General features: G+C 65.4%; 21 protein-coding genes and 1 tRNA gene. 10 read left to right on the top strand and 12 right to left on the bottom strand.

The features are described 5' to 3' along the window. The first annotated feature begins 119 nt into the window (after positions 1-119). Positions 120-2045, top strand: a complete 1926-nt coding sequence (locus tag N5C91_RS28340) for a transglycosylase SLT domain-containing protein (RefSeq protein ID WP_279833617.1) — start codon at positions 120-122, stop codon at positions 2043-2045. A 64-nt stretch (positions 2046-2109) separates the two neighbouring features. Further along, complete coding sequence (locus N5C91_RS28335; RefSeq protein WP_024766845.1) at positions 2110-2490, top strand: lysozyme inhibitor LprI family protein; 381 nt, start codon at positions 2110-2112, stop codon at positions 2488-2490. A gap of 217 nt (positions 2491-2707) precedes the next feature. Here N5C91_RS28335 and N5C91_RS28330 read toward each other — a convergent pair whose 3' ends face one another. The 6 genes from N5C91_RS28330 to N5C91_RS28305 all read right to left on the bottom strand — a co-directional run bounded on the left by N5C91_RS28330 (position 2708) and on the right by N5C91_RS28305 (position 10484). Continuing rightward, positions 2708-3517, bottom strand: a complete 810-nt coding sequence (locus N5C91_RS28330; protein ID WP_279833616.1) for an MOSC domain-containing protein — start codon at positions 3515-3517, stop codon at positions 2708-2710. 160 nt (positions 3518-3677) lie between these two features. Next, positions 3678-4607, bottom strand: coding sequence for a chemotaxis protein CheV (locus N5C91_RS28325; RefSeq protein ID WP_236198596.1), 930 nt, complete (start codon positions 4605-4607; stop codon positions 3678-3680). 113 nt (positions 4608-4720) lie between these two features. Then, complete coding sequence (yegS, locus tag N5C91_RS28320; RefSeq protein WP_279833615.1) at positions 4721-5641, bottom strand: lipid kinase YegS; 921 nt, start codon at positions 5639-5641, stop codon at positions 4721-4723. A 79-nt stretch (positions 5642-5720) separates the two neighbouring features. Beyond that, the gene (locus N5C91_RS28315; RefSeq protein ID WP_279833612.1) at positions 5721-7280 is read right to left on the bottom strand and encodes an FGGY-family carbohydrate kinase; all 1560 of its coding nucleotides are present in this window, start codon (positions 7278-7280) and stop codon (positions 5721-5723) included. A gap of 26 nt (positions 7281-7306) precedes the next feature. After that, positions 7307-8884: a glycerol-3-phosphate dehydrogenase/oxidase gene (locus tag N5C91_RS28310; protein ID WP_279833610.1), complete on the bottom strand. Its 1578-nt coding sequence runs from the start codon at positions 8882-8884 to the stop codon at positions 7307-7309. A 4-nt stretch (positions 8885-8888) separates the two neighbouring features. Further along, a complete protein-coding gene (locus N5C91_RS28305; RefSeq protein WP_279833607.1) occupies positions 8889-10484 on the bottom strand; it encodes an FAD-binding oxidoreductase in 1596 nt (531 codons plus the stop codon). A gap of 157 nt (positions 10485-10641) precedes the next feature. On the opposite strand from N5C91_RS28305, the gene N5C91_RS28300 reads away from it, so the two are divergent. Further along, on the top strand, positions 10642-11670 hold the full coding sequence (locus N5C91_RS28300) for an AraC family transcriptional regulator (protein ID WP_236170918.1): 1029 nt from the start codon (positions 10642-10644) through the stop codon (positions 11668-11670). A gap of 245 nt (positions 11671-11915) precedes the next feature. Here N5C91_RS28300 and glp read toward each other — a convergent pair whose 3' ends face one another. Both glp and moaB read right to left on the bottom strand, forming a co-directional pair. Next, positions 11916-13130, bottom strand: a complete 1215-nt coding sequence (glp, locus tag N5C91_RS28295; RefSeq protein ID WP_279833605.1) for a gephyrin-like molybdotransferase Glp — start codon at positions 13128-13130, stop codon at positions 11916-11918. Then, positions 13127-13666: a molybdenum cofactor biosynthesis protein B gene (gene moaB, locus N5C91_RS28290; RefSeq protein WP_081519428.1), complete on the bottom strand. Its 540-nt coding sequence runs from the start codon at positions 13664-13666 to the stop codon at positions 13127-13129. The genes glp and moaB overlap by 4 nt, the downstream gene beginning before the upstream one ends. Before the next feature lie 70 nt (positions 13667-13736). Here moaB and mobA point away from each other — a divergent pair, with 70 nt between their 5' ends. From mobA to N5C91_RS28275, 3 genes are all read left to right on the top strand, one after another. Further along, a complete protein-coding gene (mobA, locus tag N5C91_RS28285; protein ID WP_236170920.1) occupies positions 13737-14324 on the top strand; it encodes a molybdenum cofactor guanylyltransferase MobA in 588 nt (195 codons plus the stop codon). A gap of 91 nt (positions 14325-14415) precedes the next feature. After that, a complete protein-coding gene (locus tag N5C91_RS28280; RefSeq protein ID WP_017519306.1) occupies positions 14416-14637 on the top strand; it encodes a YgdI/YgdR family lipoprotein in 222 nt (73 codons plus the stop codon). A 134-nt stretch (positions 14638-14771) separates the two neighbouring features. Next, positions 14772-14848: transfer RNA gene (locus N5C91_RS28275), tRNA-Pro, on the top strand. A 114-nt stretch (positions 14849-14962) separates the two neighbouring features. On the opposite strand, the gene N5C91_RS28270 is transcribed toward N5C91_RS28275, so the two are convergent. Genes N5C91_RS28270 through N5C91_RS28260 form a run of 3 tightly spaced genes read right to left on the bottom strand, consistent with a single transcriptional unit; the run spans position 14963 to position 16716 of the window. After that, complete coding sequence (locus N5C91_RS28270; RefSeq protein WP_236170921.1) at positions 14963-15838, bottom strand: NAD(P)-dependent oxidoreductase; 876 nt, start codon at positions 15836-15838, stop codon at positions 14963-14965. Positions 15839-15890: 52 nt separating this feature from the next. Continuing rightward, complete coding sequence (locus N5C91_RS28265; protein WP_275094673.1) at positions 15891-16130, bottom strand: glutaredoxin family protein; 240 nt, start codon at positions 16128-16130, stop codon at positions 15891-15893. Between the two features lie 28 nt (positions 16131-16158). Continuing rightward, on the bottom strand, positions 16159-16716 hold the full coding sequence (locus N5C91_RS28260) for a TetR/AcrR family transcriptional regulator (RefSeq protein ID WP_279833597.1): 558 nt from the start codon (positions 16714-16716) through the stop codon (positions 16159-16161). 178 nt (positions 16717-16894) lie between these two features. Between N5C91_RS28260 and N5C91_RS28255 the strand changes: the two genes are divergently transcribed. The 3 genes from N5C91_RS28255 to N5C91_RS28245 all read left to right on the top strand — a co-directional run bounded on the left by N5C91_RS28255 (position 16895) and on the right by N5C91_RS28245 (position 19866). Then, positions 16895-17491, top strand: a complete 597-nt coding sequence (locus tag N5C91_RS28255) for a glutathione S-transferase family protein (protein ID WP_279833595.1) — start codon at positions 16895-16897, stop codon at positions 17489-17491. Between the two features lie 60 nt (positions 17492-17551). After that, the gene (locus N5C91_RS28250) at positions 17552-18418 is read left to right on the top strand and encodes an MBL fold metallo-hydrolase (RefSeq protein ID WP_279833592.1); all 867 of its coding nucleotides are present in this window, start codon (positions 17552-17554) and stop codon (positions 18416-18418) included. Between the two features lie 176 nt (positions 18419-18594). After that, positions 18595-19866 (top strand): OprD family porin, encoded by a 1272-nt coding sequence (locus tag N5C91_RS28245; RefSeq protein ID WP_236170926.1) that lies wholly within the window; start codon positions 18595-18597, stop codon positions 19864-19866. 138 nt (positions 19867-20004) lie between these two features. Here N5C91_RS28245 and N5C91_RS28240 read toward each other — a convergent pair whose 3' ends face one another. Then, positions 20005-21213, bottom strand: coding sequence for an ammonium transporter (locus tag N5C91_RS28240; RefSeq protein ID WP_279833590.1), 1209 nt, complete (start codon positions 21211-21213; stop codon positions 20005-20007). 404 nt (positions 21214-21617) lie between these two features. Here N5C91_RS28240 and N5C91_RS28235 point away from each other — a divergent pair, with 404 nt between their 5' ends. Beyond that, positions 21618-21935 carry a YqjD family protein gene (locus N5C91_RS28235; RefSeq protein ID WP_045211754.1) on the top strand — a complete coding sequence of 106 codons (318 nt, stop codon included), beginning with the start codon at positions 21618-21620 and terminating at the stop codon, positions 21933-21935. Positions 21936-21949: the final 14 nt, after the last annotated feature.

The following is a 21949-nucleotide window of genomic DNA, read 5'->3' as shown; positions in this document are numbered from 1 at the left end:
GTCCGCCTTTGCACGGTGTAACCGTGGCGGCGCTTTCGCCCCCCTCGCGCAACAGGCTAAGCTAGGTGGCAGCGGGCGCGCGTCATCCAGCGCCCACCGATCATCTTCCCGGAAGAGCCATGCGCGGTCGCCTTTTCTCACTGTTTTCCTGCCTGATCCTCAGCCTGTCCGCTTCGACAGCCAACGCAGCGTCCCTGCCCCAGCAGCGCCAGATGTACGACGAGGCGCAGAAGGCACTGGCGCGTGGCGACAGCGGCCCGTATTTCAGCTACCAGTCGGCACTGGCCGATTATCCGCTGCAGCCGTACCTGGCCTACGACGAGCTGACCAACCGCCTGAAAAGCGCCAGCAACGCCGAAATCGAACGTTTCATCGAGCAGCACGGCGACCTGCCGCAGATCAACTGGCTGAAACTGCGCTGGATGCGCCAACTGGCCGATCGCGGCGACTGGAACACGTTCGTCCGTTATTACGACCCGAAGATGAACTTCACCGAGCTGGACTGCCTCTACGGCCAGTACCAGCTGGGCCACGGCAACAAGGCCGAAGGCTACGCCACCGCCGAGAAGCTCTGGCTGGTGGGCAAGCCGCAGCCCGACGCTTGCGACACGACCTTCGCCATGTGGCAGGCCGATGGCCAGCTCACCGAGGAAAAGGTCTGGAAGCGCCTGAAGCTGGCCGCCGAGAAAGGCAACTATAGCCTCGCCACGGTGCTCTCCAAGCGCCTGCCGACCCTGGGCAGCCAGGGCGCGCTGATGGTCAATGTCGCGCAGAACCCGGCGCAGCTGAGCCAGACCACCCGCTTCGGCGCCCGCGACCACGCCACTGCCGACGTGGTCGGCCTCGGCCTGCGCCGCCTGGCCAAGCAGGACCCGGAAAAGGCCATCAACCTGCTGGACTACTACAGCTCGGTGCTGCCCTTCTCCAGCGACGAGAAAGTCTCCATCGCCCGCGAGATCGGCCTGAGCCTGGCGCGTCGCTATGACCCGCGCGCCCTGCCGATGATGGTCAAGTACGACCCGCAACTGCGCGACGACACCGTCACCGAATGGCGCCTGCGCCTGCTGCTGCGCCTGGGCCGCTGGGAAGAAGCCTACAAGCTGACCCGCGCGCTGCCGCCGTCACTGGCCGAGACCAACCGCTGGAAGTACTGGCAGGCGCGCTCGCTGCAACTGGCGCAGCCGCAGAACAAGCAGGCCATCAGCCTGTACCAGCCGGTGGCTGGCGAACGCGACTTCTACGGGTTCCTCGCCGCGGACCGGATCAACGCCCCCTACCAGTTGAATAACCGCCCGGTATCGCTGGACGCGGCGACAATGCAGCGCGTACGCAACGCGCCGAGCACCCGCCGGGCCCTGGAGTTCTACGCCCGTGGCGAGATCATCAACGCCCGCCGCGAGTGGTACCACGCCGCCCGCCACCTGAGCCACGACGAGCTGCTGGCCCAGGCCAAGATCGCCTACGACATGCAGTGGTACTTCCCCGCCATCCGTGCCATCAGCCAGGCCAAGTACTGGGACGACCTGGATATCCGCTTCCCCATGGCCTACCGCAATACCCTGGTGCGCGAGGCACGCAACCGCGGCCTGCACTCCAGCTGGGTGTTCGCCATCACCCGCCAGGAAAGCGCCTTCATGTCCGATGCACGCTCGGGCGTTGGCGCCACCGGCCTGATGCAGCTGATGCCGGCCACCGCCAAGGAAACCTCGCGCAAGTTCGGCATCCCGCTGGCTTCGCCGCAGCAACTGATAGTGCCGGATGTGAACATCCAACTCGGCGCTGCCTACCTGAGCCAGGTGCACGGCCAGTTCAACGGCAACCGCGTGCTCGCCACCGCCGCCTACAACGCCGGCCCCGGCCGCGTACGCCAGTGGCTGAAGGATGCGCGCCACCTGGCCTTCGACGTCTGGGTCGAGACCATTCCGTTCGATGAGACCCGCTCCTACGTGCAGAACGTGCTGTCCTACGCAGTGATCTACGGGCAGAAGCTCAACGCGCCGCAGCCCATCGTCGACTGGCACGAACGCTTCTTCGACGAACTCTGACATCCTCCACCGCCCGGCACTCGCCGGGCGGCTTTCATCTCCTCAAGGAAAAAAGGAAATTTCCATGCGCAAGACCGTTCTCTCCCTCTCCATGCTTGCCGCCGGCCTGCTCAGCGCCGATCTGGCCCTGGCTGCCTGCGAGAAGCCGCGCAACGCCTTCGACAGCGTGTATTGCCTGAGCACCGAATACGCCCAGGTTGACCGCGAGCTGAACAATGAATTCGGCACCCTGCGCAAGATGCTCAACGACGGCCAGAAGGCCGCGCTGAAGAAGAGCCAGATCGCCTGGATCAAGGATCGCGATGCGCAGTGCAGCTACGAGCGCGACGGCGGCTACTTCGTCAACCTGCAATGCGCCGTGGACAAGACCAACGAGCGCTTGGCCGTGCTGCGCGAGCGTGAGCGCGAGTGCCAGAGCACCGGTTGCGTCGACAGCAAGCTGTAAGGCGCTGACGGCGAACACCCCCTGCAGGAGCGAGCTTGCTCGCGAACAGATTTTCCGGCGGCACAGGCGTCGGGCGAGTTCGCGAGCAAGCTCGCTCCTACAAGTTGGGGCTGCGCACAACCCTAGGCGCGATGTGCCTATGCGCGCTACTCCAGAACTTCCATACCCACATGCAGTTACGTAGGGCGTTCAACGCTCCGCGTCGTACGCCGGTCCGTTATTCCAGCACTTCCACCGGCATGCCCAGCTTGAGCTCACCGCGGTTTTCCGCCAGCAGGTTCTGACCGAACAGCGCCTCGCCATTGACGTTGCGATAGCCCAGCAGGGTCGCCAAAGGCTCGCGGGCGGCATCGCGCTCGCCGGTATGCGGGTCGATGGTGGTGAGGATGCAGCGCGAGCAGGGCTTGGCGACCTTGAAAGTGACATCACCGATGCGGATGCGCTTCCAGCCGTCCTCGGCGAACGGTTCGGCGCCGGCCACCACCAGGTTCGGGCGGAAGCGCAGCATCTCCAGCGGGCGACCAACCTTGGCCGACAGGTCGTCCAGCGAGCCCTGGCCGATCAGCAGCAACGGGAAGCCGTCGGCAAAATGCACGTGTTCGCCAGGCTCGGCGTAGGCGGTATCCACCTGCCGTGCACGCTCCTCGGGAATCTGCACCAGGCGCACATCACGCTGCAGGAAGGTGCTCAGCCACTGCGCCGCCGCATCACCGGCATCGGGCACCTGCAACATGTCGCGCCAGATCAGCACGCCACGCAGGTTGTCATCGCGCCCCGGCACCTTCACCAGCAGGTCGTCCATGCCCGGTGCGCGCAGGCGCAATACCTGGAAATCGTCCTGCCAGCGCGCCTCGATACGGCCCATCTGCGGCAGCAGGCGCTGGGTCAGGAAGCGCCCGTTGGCAGAGTCGACCACCATCCAGCGTCGATCCCCTTCCAGGCCCAGGGCGTCCAGGCGGACGGACTCCAGGGGCTCGTAGGCAGTGGATTTGACCGGGTAGCGGTAGAGCTCGCTGAGGGTGTACATCGGAGGCTTCCTTTCGTGCAGGCGAAAGCGACCTTATACGGTGTGGAACGGGCGTCTAGCAATGGCAACGAACTTGTAGGAGCGAGCTTGCTCGCGAACGCTTTTTCCGGAGGCAACGACATCAAGCGGTTCGCGAGCAAGCTCGCTCCTTTGAAAGCAGCTAGGCAGGGACTTTCTGCAAGCGACGGCGCACCACTTCGACCAACTGGTCCGGCTGGAACTTGGAGAGGAAATCGTCGCAGCCGACCTTCTTCACCATGGCATCGTTGAAGCTGCCCGACAGCGACGTATGCAGCACCACGTAGAGATCGCGCAGGCGCGGATCGCTGCGGATCTCGGTGGTCAACCGATAACCGTCCATCTCCGGCATCTCGGCGTCGGTAAAGACCATCAGCAGCTTCTCGTCCATGTCCAGGCCTTCGTCCGCCCAGCGCTTGAGCTGCTGCAGCGCGCGCAGGCCGTCAGTGGCCACGTGCAGGCGCAGGCCGAGCTGGCCGAGCGTATCGCGCAGCTGGGTGATGGCGACGCTCGAGTCATCCACCACCAGCACTTCGCGGCCACGGGTCTGGCTGAGCAGTGTGTCGTCCAGGCGGTCGCTGGAGACACGGGTATTCATCGGCACGATCTCGGCCAGCACCTTCTCGACATCGATGATCTCCACCAGGCGGTCTTCCACCTTGGTGATCGCGGTCAGGTAATGCTGGCGACCGGCGCCACCGGGCGGCGGCTGGATCGACTCCCAGTTGAGGTTGAGGATGCGCTCCACCCCGCCCACCAGGAAGGCCTGCACCGAGCGGTTGTACTCGGTGACGATGATGGTGCTGTTGGCATCCGGGGTCAGCGCGCGCATGCCGATGGCACGCGACAGATCGATCACCGGCAGGGTCTGGCCGCGCAGGTTGATCACCCCGCAGATCATCGGGTGGCGCTGCGGGATCAGGGTCAGGCGCGGCAGCTGCAGGACTTCCTGCACCTTGAACACGTTGATCGCGAACTGCTGCCGCCCGGCGAGGCGGAAGACCAGGATTTCCAGGCGGTTCTCGCCTACCAGTTGGGTACGTTGATCGACAGTGTCGAGAATACCGGCCATGCCTGCTCCAGATTCGAAATGAGTCGTGCGGGAGAGCTATCGGCCGTATCGTCGCCAACAAGATACTGGCCGTGCGCCATCATGCACGACTTGCCCGATCCGGACCAGCGCGATCAGCCCGGCTCAGCGGCCAGGCGCCCAGTGGCGGAAAGCAACGGCGAATCCGCCGGCAGGTGCATCCTGAGCGCTGCCGGGCGTATCTCGAAGCGCAGCTTGCGGCCTTCCAGCGGTTCGCCATCGAGGTTGACGTCCAGCCCTTCGCGGGCCTCCACCTCGACCCAGGGCACCCGCGCGCGGACGAATACGTCCTGGGTGCCGAAGCCGCTACCGAGCAGTGCGCCGAGAGTGCCGACCATGTCCTGCGGCGTCGGCAGGATGCTCACATCCAGCAAACCGTCGTCCGCCGTGGCCTGCGGGCAGAGCACGTGTCCGCCGCCGGCCTGGCGGCCATTGCCGATGCCCAGGGCGAGGAATTCGCCTTCCCATTCGAAGTCCGGCCCGGTAAAGCGACCTTGCGCTGCATGCACCTCGGAAAAGCGCGTCAGCCCCGTGAGCAGGTAGGCAGCCCCGCCGAGCAGTTTCTTCAGGTCTTCCGGGGTGTTGGCGGTAACCTTCGAACCGAAGCCGCCGGTGGCCATGTTGAGGAAGAACTGCCCGTCCACTTCGCCCAGGTCAATGGGCCGCGCCGGTACGTCCAGCAGCGCCAGCGCGGCGGCCGGCTCCAGCGGCACGCCGGCGGCACGGGCAAAATCGTTGGCGGTGCCCAGCGGCAGGATTGCCAGGCTGGCCTTGCCGCCGGCCTGGACCAGCGCTTCGGCGACGTCGCGCACGGTGCCGTCGCCACCGCCGGCGATCAGCGTGGTGTATCCCGCCGCCAGCCCCTCCTCCACCAGGCGCCGGGCGTCGCCGCCCTCCCAGGTCACCCGCACATCCAGTGCTCGCCCCGCTTCGCGCGTGGCCAGCACGGCGGCACGCACCTCTTCGTTGGCGGCTTGCTTGCCGTGCAGGATCAGCAGGGCCTTGGCTTGCGTCATGGCGGGTTTCCTCCCGGTGAGTCCATTGGATATGGACTCAGACTAGCGCGAAGACATTTCCTCCCACTTGATTTGCCGCTCAGGCCGGGTAGCCGGTGATCTCCCGAATGCTCTGATACAGCGGCTTGAGCTGCTTGTACATGCGCTGATAGACCTCGCCGTAGAGCCGCTCGTAGGTACGCTGCGCCTCGGGGCGCGGGTGGAACACGTCGCCGACGCGGGTCATGGCGGCGATGGCGCTGCTGAAGTCCGGATAGAGCTTGAGGCCCACCGCACAATCGATGGCCGCACCCAGGCCGGACGCTTCGTAGACGTGCGGGCGCTCCGCCGGCAGGCCGAAGATGTCGGCGGTGAGCTGCATCGCCGCGTCGCTCTGCGAACCACCGCCAGCCACGCGCAGGCGCTGGATACGGGTACCGGAGCGCTTCTCGATGCGCTCCTTGCCCTGGCGTAGCGCGTAGGCCAGCCCTTCGAGGATGGCGCGATAGATGTGCGCGCGGGTGTGCACGTCACCGAAGCCGATGATCGAACCCTTGGCTTCCAGGCCCGGCTCGCGGATGCCCGGCGTCCAGTAAGGTTGCAGCATCAGGCCCATGGAGCCGGCGGGCACGCTGTTGACCAGTTCGTCGAAGAGTTTCTCCGGCTCGATACCCAGCTCTTCGGCGCGCTGCATCTCGCGCAGGCCGAACTCGCGCTTGAACCAGCTGACCATCCAGAAGCCGCGATAGATCATCACCTCGGTGTTGAAGTGATCGGGGATCGCCGCCGGGTATGGCGGGATCAGCGGGATGGTTTCCAGGTAACGCGAACGGGTGGTGTTGATGGTCGCGGTGGTGCCATAGGACAGGCAGGCTACGGTCGGATCGATGGCGCCCGCACCGAGCACTTCGCAGGCCTTGTCGGCGCCCGCGGCGATCAGCGGCAAGCCTGCGGGTATACCGGTCAGGCGACTGGCCTCGGCGGTGATCTCACCCAGCTTCTCGCCAGGCTTGAACAGCTCCGGCAACTGCTCGCGGCGCACGTCCAGCACCTGCCATTTCCAGTCGCGCGGCGCGGCCCATTGCAGCTTCTTGTAGTCGAATGGCAGGTAGGCCACGCTGCAGGCCACCGAATCCACGTAGCGCCCGCACAGGCGCTGGGTGAGGAAGCCGGAAAGCAGCAGCACCTTGTGTGTGCGCTGGTGGATGTCCGGTTGCTGCTGGGCGACCCAGTTCACTTCGGCCTGGGTGCGGAAGTAGTCCACCGCGCCCTGCGCGCCCACCAGTTTGAACAGCCAGCCCCAAGGCCCCTTGATCGACTCGCCCAGTTCGGCGCGACGCTGGTCCAGCCAGATGATCGCCGGGCGCAACGCCTGGCCGGCTTCGTCAACATGGATCACGGTGCCGCGCTGGGTCGTCAGCGACACGCCAAGGATGCGGCTGCGGTCGATGTCCACGCTGGCCCACAGGCGCTTGCAGGCCTCGCCCAGCTGTTCCCAGTAGTAGTCCGGGTGCTGCTCGGCCCAGCCGGGCTGCGAGGAAAAATAAGCTTCCAGTTCGACCTTGCCCTTGCCCACCAGGTTGCCCTGGAGATCGAAGAGCAGCGCGCGCACGCTCTGGGTGCCGTTGTCGATGGCCAGCAGGTAGTTGTTGTTATTCATGGGCTCTTGATCAATGAGGGCTTCGGTCAATGCGGAAGGCTGTAGCAGCGACGCCACAGCGCCAGGTAGTCCTGTTCTTCGCGTTTCCAGCGTGCGTCGTCCCAGCCCAGGCGTGGCTGGCACAGGGCACGGATTCCTGGCAGTTCATGGGCGCCGCCGTCGGCCAGCAACAGGCCGATGCGGGTGCGGCGCAACAGCAGATCGTCCAGGTGCAGCACCAGTTCGCCTTCCGCCGCCCAGGCCAGCTCGGCCCAGAGCGAATCGGTGTGGCCGATGCACTCGCTGCCCACGACGCCCAGCACCCGTGCCAGTTCCGGCAGGGCGCGACCATGGCGACCGCGCAGACGGTTTTGCTGGGGAGGCGTCAGGCCAGGCAGGGCGACATTCTCCACCGGCGCGAAGACCTGTTCGCCGGCGGCTTCCAGCGGCCGCGCCAGCATCGGCGCACAGGCCGCGAGCACCTCCAGCGCCAGCAGGCGGAAGGTGGTGAGCTTGCCGCCAGCTAATGTCACGCAACCGGGCTCGACCCACAGCGCATGCTCGCGTTTTTCGTCCGACGGCTTGAGTGACGGCGCGCCATCGCTGACCACCGGGCGCACGCCGGCCCAGGTGGAGCGCACATCTCCGGCAGTGATCTGCGCCGCCGGGAACTGCTGCGCACAGGCCGCCAGCAGGTATTCCACTTCCTCACGGCTGATGGCAGCGTCGTCATCCAGCGTGGCGCGATGATCGAGGTCGGTGGTGCCGACCACAGTCGCGCCTTCCCAGGGGAAGACGAACACCGGGCGCTTGTCCTGGCCATGCATGAAACTGAAGGCGTGGGCGACCGGCAAGCGCCAGGCCGGCAGCAGCAGATGGCTGCCGCGCAGCGGGCGGATGTGCTCGCTGCCGTGCTTCTGGCGCAAGGCATCGGCCCAGGCACCGGTGGCCAGCGCCACGGCGCGAGCGCGGAAGGTGAAGCGCTCGCCGCTCTCGCTGTCCTCGGCGACCAGCCCTTGAACACGGTCGTCACGGCGATCGAGTTCGATCACCTTCAGGCCGTTCAGCGCCTCGCCGCCCTCGGCGCGCGCCTCACCGAGCACGCGCATCACCAGGCGCGCGTCGTCGGTCACTGCGTCCTGGAAACGCGTGCCGCCCAGCAACCGGTCCTCCTTCAACCCAGGCGCCAGGTAACGCAGCTCTTCCAGGCGATGGAACAGATGATTGCGGCGCCCGGCCAGTGCGTCGTACAGCGACAGCAAGGTGCCGAACACCCGCGGGCCGGGGAAGCCGCCCTGGTAGTGCGGCATGATGAAGCTCAGCGGATCGACCAGCCCCGGCGCCTCACCCAGCAGGCGCTGGCGCTCGCGCACCGAGTCGCGGGTCAGGCCGAACTGGCCCTTGGCGATATAGCGCAGGCCGCCGTGGACCATCTTCGAGGAGCGGCTGGAGGTGCCCCAGGCGAAGTCGCGCTGCTCCACCAGCAGGCAACGCCAGCCGCGTCGCGCGGCCTCACGCAGGATGCCGGCGCCGGTGATGCCGCCACCGACCACGATCAGATCCCAGTCACGCGCCGCCAGCTCGGGCAACGCTTCGGCGCGCCAGGTTGCGTTCCAGGCAGGCATGGGTTCAGTCCTGCAGCAAGGTGCCGGGGTTCAGCCGACCGGACGGGTCGAAATGCCCGGCCAGCGCCTTGATCGCCGCCATCCCCAGCGGGCCCTTCTCCACTGGCAGATAGGGCGCGTGGTCCTTGCCCACGCCGTGCTGGTGGCTGATGGTGCCGCGATTGTTGGCGATGGTCTGGCTGGCAGCGTGCTTGAGCTTGCGCCAGCGCTCGTGTGTTTCTGCGTAGCTGGCGGCAGGGCGGAACACATAGGTGGTGTAGATGCTCGAACCCTCGCCGTAGACGTGCGACAGGTGGGTGAACACGTGCACACGCTCACCCTCGGCGGCCAGGCCGTCGCGCAGGCTGGCCTCGATGCGGTTGAGCAGGTTGTCGACGTTGGACCAGTCGGTGGCGGTTTCCAGGGTGTCCACCACGTAGCCGTTCTCCCACAGCGCCTCGCGCAGGTAGGGGAAGCGGAAACGGTTCTGCGCCCACTTTTTGCCCAGCAGGGTGCCGGTGAATACCCCACCGAAGCCCTTGAGAAGACGTCGCGCGGCACGCAGGGAAGTGGCGTTCTGTGCACGATCGCCGGTGACACCGAAGGTCAGCATGCATTTGCCGTCGGCCGCGCCACGCAGCTTCAGGTAGCGCTCCAGCCAGGCGATCTGCCCCGGATGGCCAGCCAACGCGAGCTGGGTAGTCGTTTCAACGGCGTTCGAGAGGCGCAGCATGGACAGCGGCACACGTGCCTGTACCAGGGTGCGGATGCCTTCCAGTGCCTGCTCCCAGGACGGCAGGAACACGGCGTAGAAGCGCTCGTCGTCGGCGATGCGCGTTACCCGCACTTTCACCGAGGAAAGAATGCCGAAGCGGCCTTCGGAACCCATCACCACTTCGCGCAGGTCCGGGCCGGCGGAAGATGCCGGGAAGGTCGGGATCTCCAGGCTGCCGGCGAAGGTTTCCAGAGTGCCGCCGGCGAACAGTTGCTCGATGCGCCCGTAGCGCAGCGACTGCTGGCCACTGGAGCGGCTGGCAACCCAGCCACCGAGGGTGGAAAGCTCCCAGGACTGTGGGAAGTGGCCGAGGGTATAGCCACGGGCGCGCAGTTGGCTTTCCACCTGCGGGCCATTGGCGCCGGGGCCGAAGGTGGCGATCAGGCTCTGCTCGTCCAGCTCCAGCAGTCGGTTCATGTGCTCCAGGGAAACGGTGAGCACCGCCTTGTCGGAGTCCGGCGGGTTGATATGGCCGGCCACCGAGGTACCGCCGCCATAAGGGATCACCAGGCAGTCCCAGAGCTCGGCGAACTTCAGCAGCTCGCGAATCTGCTCGGCGGTCTGCGGGTAGGCGACGCCATCGGGGAATACGCCGAACTCGCCTTCGCGCATCGCCAGCCAGTCCGGCAGGCTCTGGCCACGGGCGTGCAGCAGGCGGTCGCGAGCTTCGCGCACCACCAGCGGATGCTCGGGCAGGCGCGAGGTTGGCACCTTGGCCAGCACCTGCTCCAGCGTCGCGTCCGGCAGCGTCAGGCCCGGGCCGACCAGTTCGGCGAGAAAAGCGCGTCCGTTGTCGGGCAGTTCCACCACCGTCGTTTCTTCACCCCAGCCGTTCCAGCGTCGCATGCCCGCTCCTTTTATTCAGGGTCTTTGTCTGCAATTTCGATTGCTATTTCGGTGCCGCTTGATGGCTGCCTATACTAGCCAGCCGCCCTGCCCTGTCACTGTCGGATCAAGACAGGCGCAGTTGCCGATCGAGACACCCAGAACAAGAACGAACGCCATGCATTCCCTCGGCTATACCTCCGTCCCCGCACTGCTGAAATACCTGCGCCACGCCGAGTCCCTCGGCATGGACCTGGACGTCGCCCTCAAGGCCGCGGGGCTTGAGCGCTCGCAACTGAGCGACAACAGCCAGCGCCTGCCCAGCGAGGCTCACGAACGCCTGCTGCAGCATCTATGCGCGCATTCCGGCGACCCGCTGTTCGGTCTGCACTCCGCACGCTTCGTGCAGCCGGGCTCGTGGAGCGTGCTGGGCTACATCACCATGAACTGCGCCAACCTCGGCGAAGCCATGGGCCGCATCATTCCCTACGAGAAGCTGGTCGGTGACATGGGCGTCAGCCGCCTGGAACCGGGCGCAGACCATATCAAGCTGATCTGGAACTGCCGCCACGAGGCCGCACAGATCCGCCGGCACATGGTGGAGAACGTGCTGGCGTCCTGGCTGCTGTATGCGCGCTGGATCGCCGACACCAATGGCTCGCCGCAGGAAGTCTGGTTCGAGCACGCGCAGCCCGAAGGCACCGATGTTGCCGAGTACGAGCAGTTGTTCGGCTGCCCGGTGCGCTTCGAACAACCCTTCAGCGCCCTGCTGGTGCCCCTGCAACTGCTGAGCTACCCCTTGCGCCAGGCCGACGCCAACCTGCTGCGCACCCTGGAAGAGCACGCCCTGGCGCTGATGGCAGAACTGGACGACGACGAGCCGCTGCCGCTGCGGGTGAAGAACGCCCTGCGCCTGCTGCTCAAGGACGGCCTGCCGCGCAAGGAGCGCGTCGCCGAGCGCTTCGAGATGACCGTGCGCACCCTGCAGCGCCACCTGCAGCAGGCCGGCACCAGCTACCAGCAGATCCTCGACGAGCTGCGCCAGGAACTGGCCGAGCACTACCTGGTACACAGCGACCTGCCGATCCAGGACATCGCCCAGTACCTGGGCTTCACCGAATCACGCTCGTTCCACCGCAGCTTCAAGGGCTGGACCGACCAGACGCCGGGCGAGTATCGCCAGCAGCATAAAAAAACGCCGGTCTGAGACCGGCGTTTTTCCTGGAGCAGGCATGATTCCCTGCGTCCGCAAGGTGGGCGGCTTTGCGCAGGAGCGGACTCCGTCCGTGACGGCTGACCGGCCGGCCCTGCCGGCCGAATTGCGGAGGAATCCTCTCCTGCGCCCCCATCGATAATCACCGGAAATCTTTAGGAGCGAGCTTGCTCGCGAACGCTGCCGGACTCTCAGGCATCAGGCGGTTCGCGAGCAAGCTCGCTCCTACAAATACGGGATCAGTCGAAGAGTTCGCTGAACGGAATGAAGGCCAGCCAGTCGCCTTCGGCCACCGTCATCCCTTCACGCACTTCCGCCAATCCTTCCGCCCAGGCTGCGCTGCGCAGCACGCCGGAGCTCTGGTTGGCATAGGGCACCGCGCGCCCGCCCTCCAGGCGCGCACGCAGGTACTCGCGGCGGTTGCCCGGCTTGGTCCAGTTGAACCCGGCGGGCACCTGCAGGCGCAGCGGCTCGACCTTCTGCATACCGAGGCGGCGCATCAGGTAAGGCCGCGCCAGCAGCGCGAAAGTCACCAGGGTGGAAGCGGGATTGCCCGGCAGGCCAATCACCGGCACCTGCTGGTAATGCCCAACGGTCAGCGGCTTGCCCGGCTTGATCGCCAGCTTCCACAGCGCCAGCTCGCCGGCTTCGCGCAGGGCCGCGCCAAGGAAATCCGCCTCGCCGACCGACACGCCGCCAGTGGAGAGAATCAGATCGACGTTCGACAGACCGGCCAGTGCAGCACGGGTGCGTTCGAGGTCATCGGGCAAGATGCCGGCGTCCACCACCTCGCAACCGAAGCGCAACAGCCAGGTGCGCAGCAGATGCCGGTTACTGTTGTAGATCTGCCCCAGCGCCAGCGGTTGGCCCGGTTCGACCAGCTCGTCGCCGGTGGACAGCAGCGCCACGCGCGGGCGACGGCGCACTGTCAATTCGGCGTGGCCGAGGGACGCGGCCAGACCGATCTCGATGGGGCCGATGCGCGTGCCGGTGGGCAGCACGCAGTCACCCTTGCGGGTTTCCTGGCCCTGCGGGCGGATGTGCTGGCCGGCTTCCATCACTTCGAGGAAGCGCACACGGCCATCCTCCAGCACCTCGGCGTTTTCCTGCATTTCCACACAGTCGGCGCCTTGCGGCACCGGCGCGCCGGTGAAGATGCGCACGCAGGTGCCCGGTTGCAGCGGTTCACCGGCCTGACCGGCGAATATCTTCTGGCTTACCGGCAGCGCTTTGCCCTGCCAGTCGGACAGGCGCAGCGCGTAGCCGTCCATGGCACTGTTCGGCCACGGCGGCAGGTCCAGGCCGGCCAGCAGCGGCTCGGCCAGCACGCGGCCATCGGCGGCGGCCAACGGCAAGGTTTCGCACTCGGAGATCGGAGACTGTTCGGCCAGCGCCAGCAGGCGCGCCAGGGCGTCTTCGACCGGCAGCAGGCCGGGCTTGTCGCAGCAGCTCATCCGCGGCTCTCGCAGGGCGCCGCCTTCTTCAGGTGCGGAACGAAGTTGCACGGGCGATGGCTGGCATCCAGCTGCTCGCCGAGAATGCCGTCCCAGGCTGTGCGGCAGGCATTGGTCGAGCCCGGCAGGCAGCAGACCAGGGTGCCATTGGACAGGCCGGCCAACGCGCGGGACTGCACGGTGGAGGTACCGATGTCAGCCACGGAAATCTGCCGGAACAGTTCGCCGAAGCCATCCACCACCTTGTCCAGCAGGCAGGTCACGGCTTCCGGGGTGCTGTCGCGGCCGGTGAAGCCGGTACCGCCGGTCACCAGCACCACCTGCACTTCGTCCTCGGCTATCCAGGTCGCGACCTGGGCGCGGATGCGATAGAGGTCATCCTTGAGCAGCACGCGGGCGGCCAGATTGTGCCCGGCGGCCTTCAGGCGGTCGACGAACAGCTGGCCGGAGGTGTCGGTTTCCAGGGTGCGGGTGTCGCTGACGGTGAGGACGGCGATGTTCAGCGGGACGAATGGCTGCTCGGCCTTGTGGCTCATGATGAGGGCCCTTGCTTGTGAGGTGGGAATGCGCGGTGTTATATCACAGGCCCGCCCCGGAGACCCTGACATGCCACAAGCCCCGCTGCCCCCCTGTTCCGCCCTGATTCTTGCCGGAGGACGCGGCCAGCGCATGGGCGGCCAGGACAAGGGCCTGCTGGAATGGCAGGGCCGCCCGCTGGTGAGTTACGCCGCCGCCCTCGCCCGCCCGTTCAGCGATGACCTGATCATCTCGTGCAACCGCAACGCAGACGTCTATGCAGGTTTCGCCGACCGCCTGGTGCAGGACGACAGCACGGATTTCCCGGGCCCGCTGGCCGGCATCCGCGCGGGCCTGGCCGTCGCTCGCCACAGCCACCTGCTGGTGCTGCCCTGCGACGCGCCACAGCTGGACGCTGAATTGCTCGAGCGTCTGCTGCGCGCATCTGCCGCAGCGCCGGGTGTCGTACACATGCTGCGCTGTGGCGCCCAGTGGGAGCCGTTGTTCAGCATCATCCCGGTAGCCCTGCGCGCACAGATAGAAGACGCCTGGCTTCAGGGGGACCGCAGCCCGCGCCACGTATTCGCGAAGCTGGGCCTGCACGCGGTGGACTGCCCGGCCGGCGACCCGCGCCTGGCCAATCTGAACACCCCGGAGCTGCTCTATCACGCTCGATAGCGACATATTCGGAAATTTTCCGGGAACTATGCCAAGAAGCACCCGGTCAGACTTTTCGTACCTTTATGTTCGCTCATCAGGAGATTCACCAATGAACAAACGGATGCTTCCCGCCTTCCTGCTCGCCCTGGGTTTTGGAGTGCTCGCTGGTTGCTCCACGCCGTCCGTCATCACCCTGAACGATGGTCGCGAGATTCAGTCGGTCGACAAACCCAAGTACGACGAAGAATCCGGCTTCTATGAGTTCGAACAGCTGGATGGCAAAACCGCCCGCGTGAACAAGGATCAGGTACGGACCGTCAAGGACCTCTGATTCGCCCGGTGGTGAAAACGCCCCGCAGCCCCTGACCGGTCTGCGGGGCGTTCGCGTTTTACCGGGGGGCGAAAAATATTTTTCGCTAACCCCTTGTGCGTCAAAAGTTTTTCGGTAGAATGCGCGCCAACAAACGGAGCGTAGCGCAGCTTGGTAGCGCGTCTCGTTCGGGACGAGAAGGTCGCTGGTTCGAATCCAGTCGCTCCGACCAAATCCCGAAAAACCCGCCTGACGGCGGGTTTTTTATTGCCTGCGATTTTTCATGCAGGCCAATCTTCAGGCACAAAAAAGCCCGTCCAGCCGGACGGGCTTTTTCATGGGCGAATCAGAGCTGCCCAGACTTGCGCAGCGCCACCTGCGACAACGCGCTCCAATCCAGTTCACCGTCGCCGTGGGCGATGGCTTCCAGCAGGTTATCGCGCAGGATGCTGGCAAACGGCAGCGGCACGTGCTGCTCCTGCCCTGCCGACAGCGCCAGTCCCACGTCCTTCAGACCGAGCACCAGACGGAACGCCGCCGGATCGAAGCGCTGCTCGGCAATCAGCGCACCGTAGTTGCGGTATACCGGCGCGTTGAACAGGGTATTGCCCATGATCTCCATGAACTCGCCCGGCGCCACGCCGTAGGTCTTCACCAGGGCCGCACTCTCGCCCATCGCTTCGATGGCGCTGGCGATCATGAAGTTGCCGGCGATCTTCACCGCCACGGCGCGCAGCGGATCGTCGCCCAGCGGCCAGGTCTTCTGCCCCAGCACGTCGAGCACCGGCTGCGCCTTGGCAATGGCGGCCTCGGGGCCGGCGACCAGGATGTTCAGCTTGCCGGCAGCGGCAACATCGGTGCGCCCGAACACCGGCGCCGCGACGAACTCGACGCCCTGCTCGCGGTGCAATTCAACCAGTTCACCGACGAGGGCGGTAGACAGCGTGGCCATGCTCAGGTGCACCAGCCCGGCCTTGGCCGAGGCCAGGGCGCCACTGTCCAGCAGGACGGCGCGGGTGGAGTTGTCGTCGGCGAGCATGGAAATCACCAGCTCGACGTCGAAAGCCTGCACAGGCGTAGTGGCGGCAACGGCACCCAGCGCCACCAGTGGCTCGGCGGCACCCGGCGAGCGATTCCAAACGACGACCTGGTGGCCGGCCTTGATGAGGTTGGCAGCCATGGCAGCGCCCATGCCGCCCAGTCCGAGAAATCCGATCTTCATTGCATTGCGCCTCGTATCGGCTGATTGAGGAGAGGGAAAGCCGCCACACGCGTCAGCGGCTGAGGAAAGTAGCGACCTGTTCGGCGTCGAAGGGCCAGTTCAGCTCGGCGCCGGAATCGCAGCGGCGCAGCACGGGAATGCTCAGGCCATATTGCTCAACCCACTCCTCGCGATCGGCGATGTCCACCAGTTCGACCAGCAGGCCGTGTTCGACGAAGGGCATGAGCACCGCTTCGGCCACTTCGCACAGGTGGCAGCCAAGGGTGCCGAAGAGTTGGCATTCGGGGGGCATGTGAGACTCCAGGGGCGATTGCATGGGGTCAGACTCCGGCGTGCTTGAGCAACGTATCAGCCATGGCGCGGGCTTCTCGCCCCTGCTGCGCCGGGCCCTGCATGTGCGCCATCACCAGCACGCCTTCGAGCAGGTACTGCAGCTGGCGGGCCAGCGCCTGAGGTTGTGCGGCGCCCAGGCGTTCCAGCTGGGTTGTGAAGAAGCGCCCGAGGAAAGCCTTGTGCTCGGCGGCCTGCTGATGGATGGGGTGGCCGCGGTCGTGGAATTCACCGGCCGCATGGATGAAAGCACATCCGCAGAAGTCCGGGCTGTCGAGCACCTCCTGCAGGCCATCGAAGATCGCCAGGATCGCCTCGCGGGGCGCGAGGATGCGTTCGGCCACCTCCATGCGCTCGACCATACGTGCGTGGCGCTCTTCCAGCGCCGCCATGATCAGCTCGTCCTTGGACTTGAAGTGCTTGTACAGCGTCATCTTCGCGACGCCTGACTCGGCAAGGATCCGATCGATGCCGGTGGCGTGGTAGCCCTCGCGGTAGAACAGGTCCTGGGCGGTGTTGAGCAGCAGCTCGCGTTTGCTGGATGCCATGGCATTACCTCCTGACCGCACATTATGCGCGAGGCTTGCTGCCCATGGGGAGCCGGACAGTTGCCGGAAGCGGCAGCTCGGATGTCGATTGGCGAGCGGTCATTTCGCTTGAACTATACAGACCTGTCTGTCTAATATCTATCTCACTGTCCCCACAACAATGCACAGGGCTCTCGCCATGAAACTCCACGACGTCGCGCTTTCCGGTAACTGCTACAAGGTTCGTCTGTTCCTCGGGCTCATCGGCCGCAAGGCTGAGCTGGTGCCGGTGGACCTGCAGGGCGGCGCGCACAAGCGCCCGGCCTTCCTGGCGATCAATCCGCGTGGCCAGGTGCCAGCGCTGGAAGACGGCGAACTCCGCCTGGGCGACTCCCACGCCATCCTGGCCTACCTCGCACGGCAATACGGCGAGCCGCACTGGTCCCCCCAGGACGCCATGACCCAGGGGCGCATCGCCAACTGGCTGAGCTACTCGGCCAACGAGGTACAGCACGGCCTGGCCCTGGCACGGGTGATTCTGCTGTTCAAGCGCCCGGGCGACCTGGGCGCAGCCCAGGCCAAGGGCCGCCATGCCCTGGAACTGCTGGATGCGACGCTGGCCGACCACCGCTGGCTGGCGCAGACCGAAAAACCGAGCATCGCCGACATTGCCGTCTATCCCTACGTCGCACTGGCGCCGGAGGGCGGCCTGGAACCGTCCGCCTATCCCTATGTGCAGGATTGGCTGGCACGTGTGCGCGCCCTGCCCGGCTATGTCGCCCAACCCGCACTCTGACCCTTTGCGCCGCCGCTCTCGCGGCGGCCTACCTCTGCGCTGCAAGAAAAGGAAATTCCAATGCGTCTGCCATCCCTGCTGCTGGCCGGGCTGTTCGCCCTCGCCGGCCTGACCGCCGAGGCCGCCGAGCTGCGCTTCTCGCTGATCCGCACTTCCGGCGTCACTACCCTGGACGCCTTCACCGTGGCCGGCGGCGACTGGACGCAAAAAGTCCCGCTCAACCACACCGCGGTACTGATCCAGCACCACGCCGCGACGTTGTTGTTCGACACCGGGCTGGGCAGCCAGGCAGACGCGCAGTTCAAGCAGGACATGCCCTGGTGGGACAAGCCGCTGTTCCAGTACGAGGGCCTGAAACCCGCACGAGACCAATTGCTGGGCAGCGGCATAGGTATCGACCGGATCATCCTGTCCCACGCCCACTGGGACCACGCCTCGGGTCTGGCTGACTTCCCGGACGTGCCGGTGTGGGCAACCTACGAAGAGATCAACTACGCCCACATCGCCCAGCCGCCAGCCGTGTTTCCCAGCCAATTCCGTCATCCGCTGAAGTGGCAGCCGTTCCAGTTCGAGTCCGGCCCCTTCCTGAGCTACGACCGCAGCCTCGATCTGTTCGGCGACGGCAGCCTGGTACTGGTGCCGATGCGCGGCCACACCCCCGGTTCGGTTGGCCTGTTCATCACCCTGGATGATGGTCGCCGCTTCTTCTTCAGCGGCGACACCACCTGGCGCCTGTCCGGCTTCACCGGCCCCCACGAGAAGTTCTGGGTCAGTCGCAAACTGGTGGACAGCGACCGCGAGCAGACATTGGCCGAAGTGGCTCGCGTGCACGAACTGATGCTTGCCTATCCAAAGTTGACCGTAGTGCCAGCCCACGACGCGCAGGTGCAGGACAAGCTCGGCTACTACCCCCAGTGGATTCAGTGAAAGCCGCGCCGGTCGCCGCTCAGCGCTTCAATAGCCAGCTCACTAATCAGCGACTAAGGTCTAAGAGTCGTCAACATTCGGTAATGATTTAGTAGATAGGCTGTAACAGATCGACATGCCGGCCTGATCCACCCGGTATCACCGAACTGCCCCAAGCGCTCGAGGAGACAATAACAATGAGCAAGACCCCGATCGCCCGTGCCGTGGCTTTGTCCACGCTGGGTACCAGCTTTATCCTTCCGACACTCGCCCACGCTGACTTCATCAAGGACAGCAAGGCCACCGTCGAACTGCGTAACTTCTACTTCAACCGCGACTTCCGCCAGGACAGCCCGGCCCCGACCCAGAACAAGGCCGAGGAATGGGCACAAGGCTTCATTCTCAAGTACGAATCGGGCTACACCGACGGCACCATCGGTGTCGGCGTCGACGCCCTGGGCACCCTGGGCCTGAAACTCGACTCCTCGCCAGACCGCAGCGGCACCGGCCTGCTGCAGCGCTCGCGCAGCGACGGTCGTGCCGAAGACAGCTATGGCGACCTGGGCATCACCGCCAAGCTGCGCGCATCCAAGAGCACCCTGAAGGCCGGCACCCTGCTGCCGAAGATGCCGGTGGTGCAGTACAACGATACCCGCCTGCTGCCGCAGACCTTCAGCGGCTTCGCCCTGAACTCCGCGGAACTCGACGGCCTGACCGTCGATGGCGGCCGCCTCTACCAGGTGAACCAGCGTGACTCCTCCGACTACGAGGACATGACCATTACCGGCGGTGGCAAACGCAACATCAAGCTCGGCGATGCCACCACCAGCAACAAGTTCCTCTTCGGCGGCCTCACCTACAAGTGGACCGACAGCCTCAGCACCAGCTACCACTACGGCGGCCTGGAAGACATCTACAAACAGCACTACCTGGGCCTGATCCACGTGCTGCCGATTGCCGACAAGCAGTCGCTGAAGTCCGACATCCGCTGGGCCAAGTCCGACGACGACGGCGGCAGCAACGTCGACAACAAGGCGCTCAACGCCATGTTCACCTATGCCCTGGGCTACCACGCGTTTGGCGTCGGCTACCAGAAGATGAGCGGCGACACCGGCTTCGCCTACATCAACGGCACCGACCCCTACCTGGTGAACTACATCCAGATCGGCGACTTCGCCAACAAGGACGAGAAGTCCTGGCAGGCGCGCTATGACTACAACTTCGCCGGCCTCGGCATCCCCGGCCTGACCTTCATGACCCGCTACGTGAAGGGCGACAACATCGACCTGATCACCACCTCCGGCGAAGGCAAGGAATGGGAACGCGACACCGACATCGCCTATGTCTTCCAGGATGGCCCGCTGAAGAACCTCGGCGTGAAGTGGCGCAACGCAACCATGCGCACCAACTACACGAACGACTACGACGAGAACCGTCTGATCGTCAGCTACACCATGCCGCTCTGGTAACCCGCACTGCATAACGAAAAAGCCCGGCAACCGCCGGGCTTTTTCTTGCTCTTTTGTAGGAGCGAGCTTGCTCGCGAACCTCTCGACCGCCACTCCGGCGCGAAGCGTTCGCGAGCAAGCTCGCTCCGACAATATCCTTCAGTCCTGACTGAGCGCCCCGATCTTGTGGATCGACAAGTCGGCGCCGTAGTACTCCTCCTCCTTCGTCAGGCGGATGCCTACCGTCGACTTTACCAGGCCGTACACCAGCAAGCCACCCGCGAAGGCTACCGTCACCCCGAGCAGCGTGCCGATCGCCTGGCTGGCCAGGCTGACCCCACCCAGCCCTCCCAGCGCCTGCTGACCGAAAATACCGCAGGCGATACCGCCCCAGGCGCCACACAGGCCATGCAGCGGCCAGACGCCCAACACGTCGTCGATCTTCCAGCGCACCTGGGTCGCCGTGAAGGCCCAGACGAACAGTGCACCTGCCACCATGCCGGTGGCCAGGGCACCGATGGGGTGCATCAGATCGGAACCCGCGCACACCGCCACCAACCCAGCCAGCGGACCGTTGTGCAGGAAGCCCGGGTCATTGCGGCCGACCAGCAGCGACGCCACGGTGCCGCCGACCATCGCCAGCAGCGAGTTCACCGCCACCAACCCGCTTGCACCTGCCAGGGATTGCGCACTCATCACGTTGAAGCCGAACCAGCCGACGATCAGGATCCAGGAGCCCGCCGCCAGAAACGGAATGTTCGACGGAGCGAAGGCCACCAGTCGCCCCTCGCGATAACGGCCATTGCGCTGACCGAGCAGGACCACCGCCGCCAGCGCCAGCCAGCCGCCAAAGGCGTGCACCACCACGGAGCCGGCGAAATCATGGAAGGCCGCGCCGAACTCGGCCTTCAGCCAGCCCTGAAAACCGTAGTTGCCATTCCAGATCAGCCCTTCGAAGAAGGGATAGACGAAAGCCACGATCAGCGCGGTGGCGACCAACTGCGGGCCGAATTTCGCCCGCTCGGCAATGCCACCCGAAATGATCGCGGGAATCGCCGCGGCGAAGGTCAGCAGGAAGAAGAACTTCACCAGCGCGTAGCCGTTTTCAGTCGTCAGTTGCGCCGCCGGCTGCAGAAAGGTGACGCCATAAGCGATCCAGTAGCCCACGAAGAAGTAGGCCAGAGCCGAAATGGCAAAGTCCGAGAGAATCTTCGACAAGGCGTTGACCTGATTCTTCAGGCGCACCGTGCCCACTTCCAGGAACGCGAAGCCCGCGTGCATGGCCAGCACCATGACCGCGCCCATCAGGAGGAACAGCGTGTTGGAGCCGTGGACCAGCGTCTCTACGGCACTATTGAGGTTTTCCATCGCTACAGGCAGCCCCGGAGGTCAAGGGGAAAGCACCAAAACGGCTCGCGGCCACCCCGCACCGCACCACACTGAAGCAGTGGCGCACCACAGAGGGGCCGAGCGCTGACCCAGAATGGCCCGGAAGCCATTCGAGCAGCGTTGCAATTTCCTGTACTTCCTTATGTTTTTCAGTGGTTTGAGCTTCGATTCCCGGCCTTTCCAGGCATCGGGAACGCCCCGCCGTGGGGCGCTCCGCTCTCCATGCGCACCAGAGAAATGCAAGCGGCATACCACCAGCGAAACCAATAGCAGCTAGGCTTCAACTCTCACGCGAGAGCGGCCCCATGGTGAATTTATGAGAAACTTTCCAGCGAGCCTGGGGCTCGAAAACTAGGAACCTCAACCCGCACAAGGAGCATCACATGCCTCGCAAGACCGCAGTGAACGCCGCCAAGGATGAACTCCTGGCCGAATTCCAGGCCCTCGTCAGCGACACCGAAAAACTCCTGCAGAGCTCGGCCGACCTGGCCGGCGCCGAAGCCGACCAGATGCGCGCGCAGATCCACGAAAGCCTCAAGCGCGCCCGCGACGCCATCTATTCCACCAAGGACTCCGTGCGCGACCAGGGCAAGGCCGCCGTGGACGCCACCGAAGACTACGTCGGCGATCATCCATGGCAAGCCGTGGGCATCGCCGCTGGCGTCGGCTTCCTGCTCGGTCTGCTGGTCAGCCGGCGCTGATCGATGAGCGATGG

Source organism: Pseudomonas sp. GD03903, assembly GCF_029840045.1.
Taxonomy (GTDB): Bacteria; Pseudomonadota; Gammaproteobacteria; order Pseudomonadales; family Pseudomonadaceae; genus Pseudomonas; species Pseudomonas pseudonitroreducens.
This window is presented reverse-complemented; position numbering and strand designations above follow the sequence as displayed.

Bases quoted from the DNA above. Each gene is read 5' to 3' on its own strand.
- N5C91_RS28340 (WP_279833617.1), top strand. From the start codon at position 120: ATGCGCGGTCGCCTTTTCTCACTGTTTTCCTGCCTGATCCTCAGCCTG.
- N5C91_RS28335 (WP_024766845.1), top strand. From the start codon at position 2,110: ATGCGCAAGACCGTTCTCTCCCTCTCCATGCTTGCCGCCGGCCTGCTC.
- N5C91_RS28330 (WP_279833616.1), bottom strand. From the start codon at position 3,517: ATGTACACCCTCAGCGAGCTCTACCGCTACCCGGTCAAATCCACTGCC.
- N5C91_RS28325 (WP_236198596.1), bottom strand. From the start codon at position 4,607: ATGGCCGGTATTCTCGACACTGTCGATCAACGTACCCAACTGGTAGGC.
- yegS (WP_279833615.1), bottom strand. From the start codon at position 5,641: ATGACGCAAGCCAAGGCCCTGCTGATCCTGCACGGCAAGCAAGCCGCC.
- N5C91_RS28315 (WP_279833612.1), bottom strand. From the start codon at position 7,280: ATGAATAACAACAACTACCTGCTGGCCATCGACAACGGCACCCAGAGC.
- N5C91_RS28310 (WP_279833610.1), bottom strand. From the start codon at position 8,884: ATGCCTGCCTGGAACGCAACCTGGCGCGCCGAAGCGTTGCCCGAGCTG.
- N5C91_RS28305 (WP_279833607.1), bottom strand. From the start codon at position 10,484: ATGCGACGCTGGAACGGCTGGGGTGAAGAAACGACGGTGGTGGAACTG.
- N5C91_RS28300 (WP_236170918.1), top strand. From the start codon at position 10,642: ATGCATTCCCTCGGCTATACCTCCGTCCCCGCACTGCTGAAATACCTG.
- glp (WP_279833605.1), bottom strand. From the start codon at position 13,130: ATGAGCTGCTGCGACAAGCCCGGCCTGCTGCCGGTCGAAGACGCCCTG.
- moaB (WP_081519428.1), bottom strand. From the start codon at position 13,666: ATGAGCCACAAGGCCGAGCAGCCATTCGTCCCGCTGAACATCGCCGTC.
- mobA (WP_236170920.1), top strand. From the start codon at position 13,737: ATGCCACAAGCCCCGCTGCCCCCCTGTTCCGCCCTGATTCTTGCCGGA.
- N5C91_RS28280 (WP_017519306.1), top strand. From the start codon at position 14,416: ATGAACAAACGGATGCTTCCCGCCTTCCTGCTCGCCCTGGGTTTTGGA.
- N5C91_RS28270 (WP_236170921.1), bottom strand. From the start codon at position 15,838: ATGAAGATCGGATTTCTCGGACTGGGCGGCATGGGCGCTGCCATGGCT.
- N5C91_RS28265 (WP_275094673.1), bottom strand. From the start codon at position 16,130: ATGCCCCCCGAATGCCAACTCTTCGGCACCCTTGGCTGCCACCTGTGC.
- N5C91_RS28260 (WP_279833597.1), bottom strand. From the start codon at position 16,716: ATGGCATCCAGCAAACGCGAGCTGCTGCTCAACACCGCCCAGGACCTG.
- N5C91_RS28255 (WP_279833595.1), top strand. From the start codon at position 16,895: ATGAAACTCCACGACGTCGCGCTTTCCGGTAACTGCTACAAGGTTCGT.
- N5C91_RS28250 (WP_279833592.1), top strand. From the start codon at position 17,552: ATGCGTCTGCCATCCCTGCTGCTGGCCGGGCTGTTCGCCCTCGCCGGC.
- N5C91_RS28245 (WP_236170926.1), top strand. From the start codon at position 18,595: ATGAGCAAGACCCCGATCGCCCGTGCCGTGGCTTTGTCCACGCTGGGT.
- N5C91_RS28240 (WP_279833590.1), bottom strand. From the start codon at position 21,213: ATGGAAAACCTCAATAGTGCCGTAGAGACGCTGGTCCACGGCTCCAAC.
- N5C91_RS28235 (WP_045211754.1), top strand. From the start codon at position 21,618: ATGCCTCGCAAGACCGCAGTGAACGCCGCCAAGGATGAACTCCTGGCC.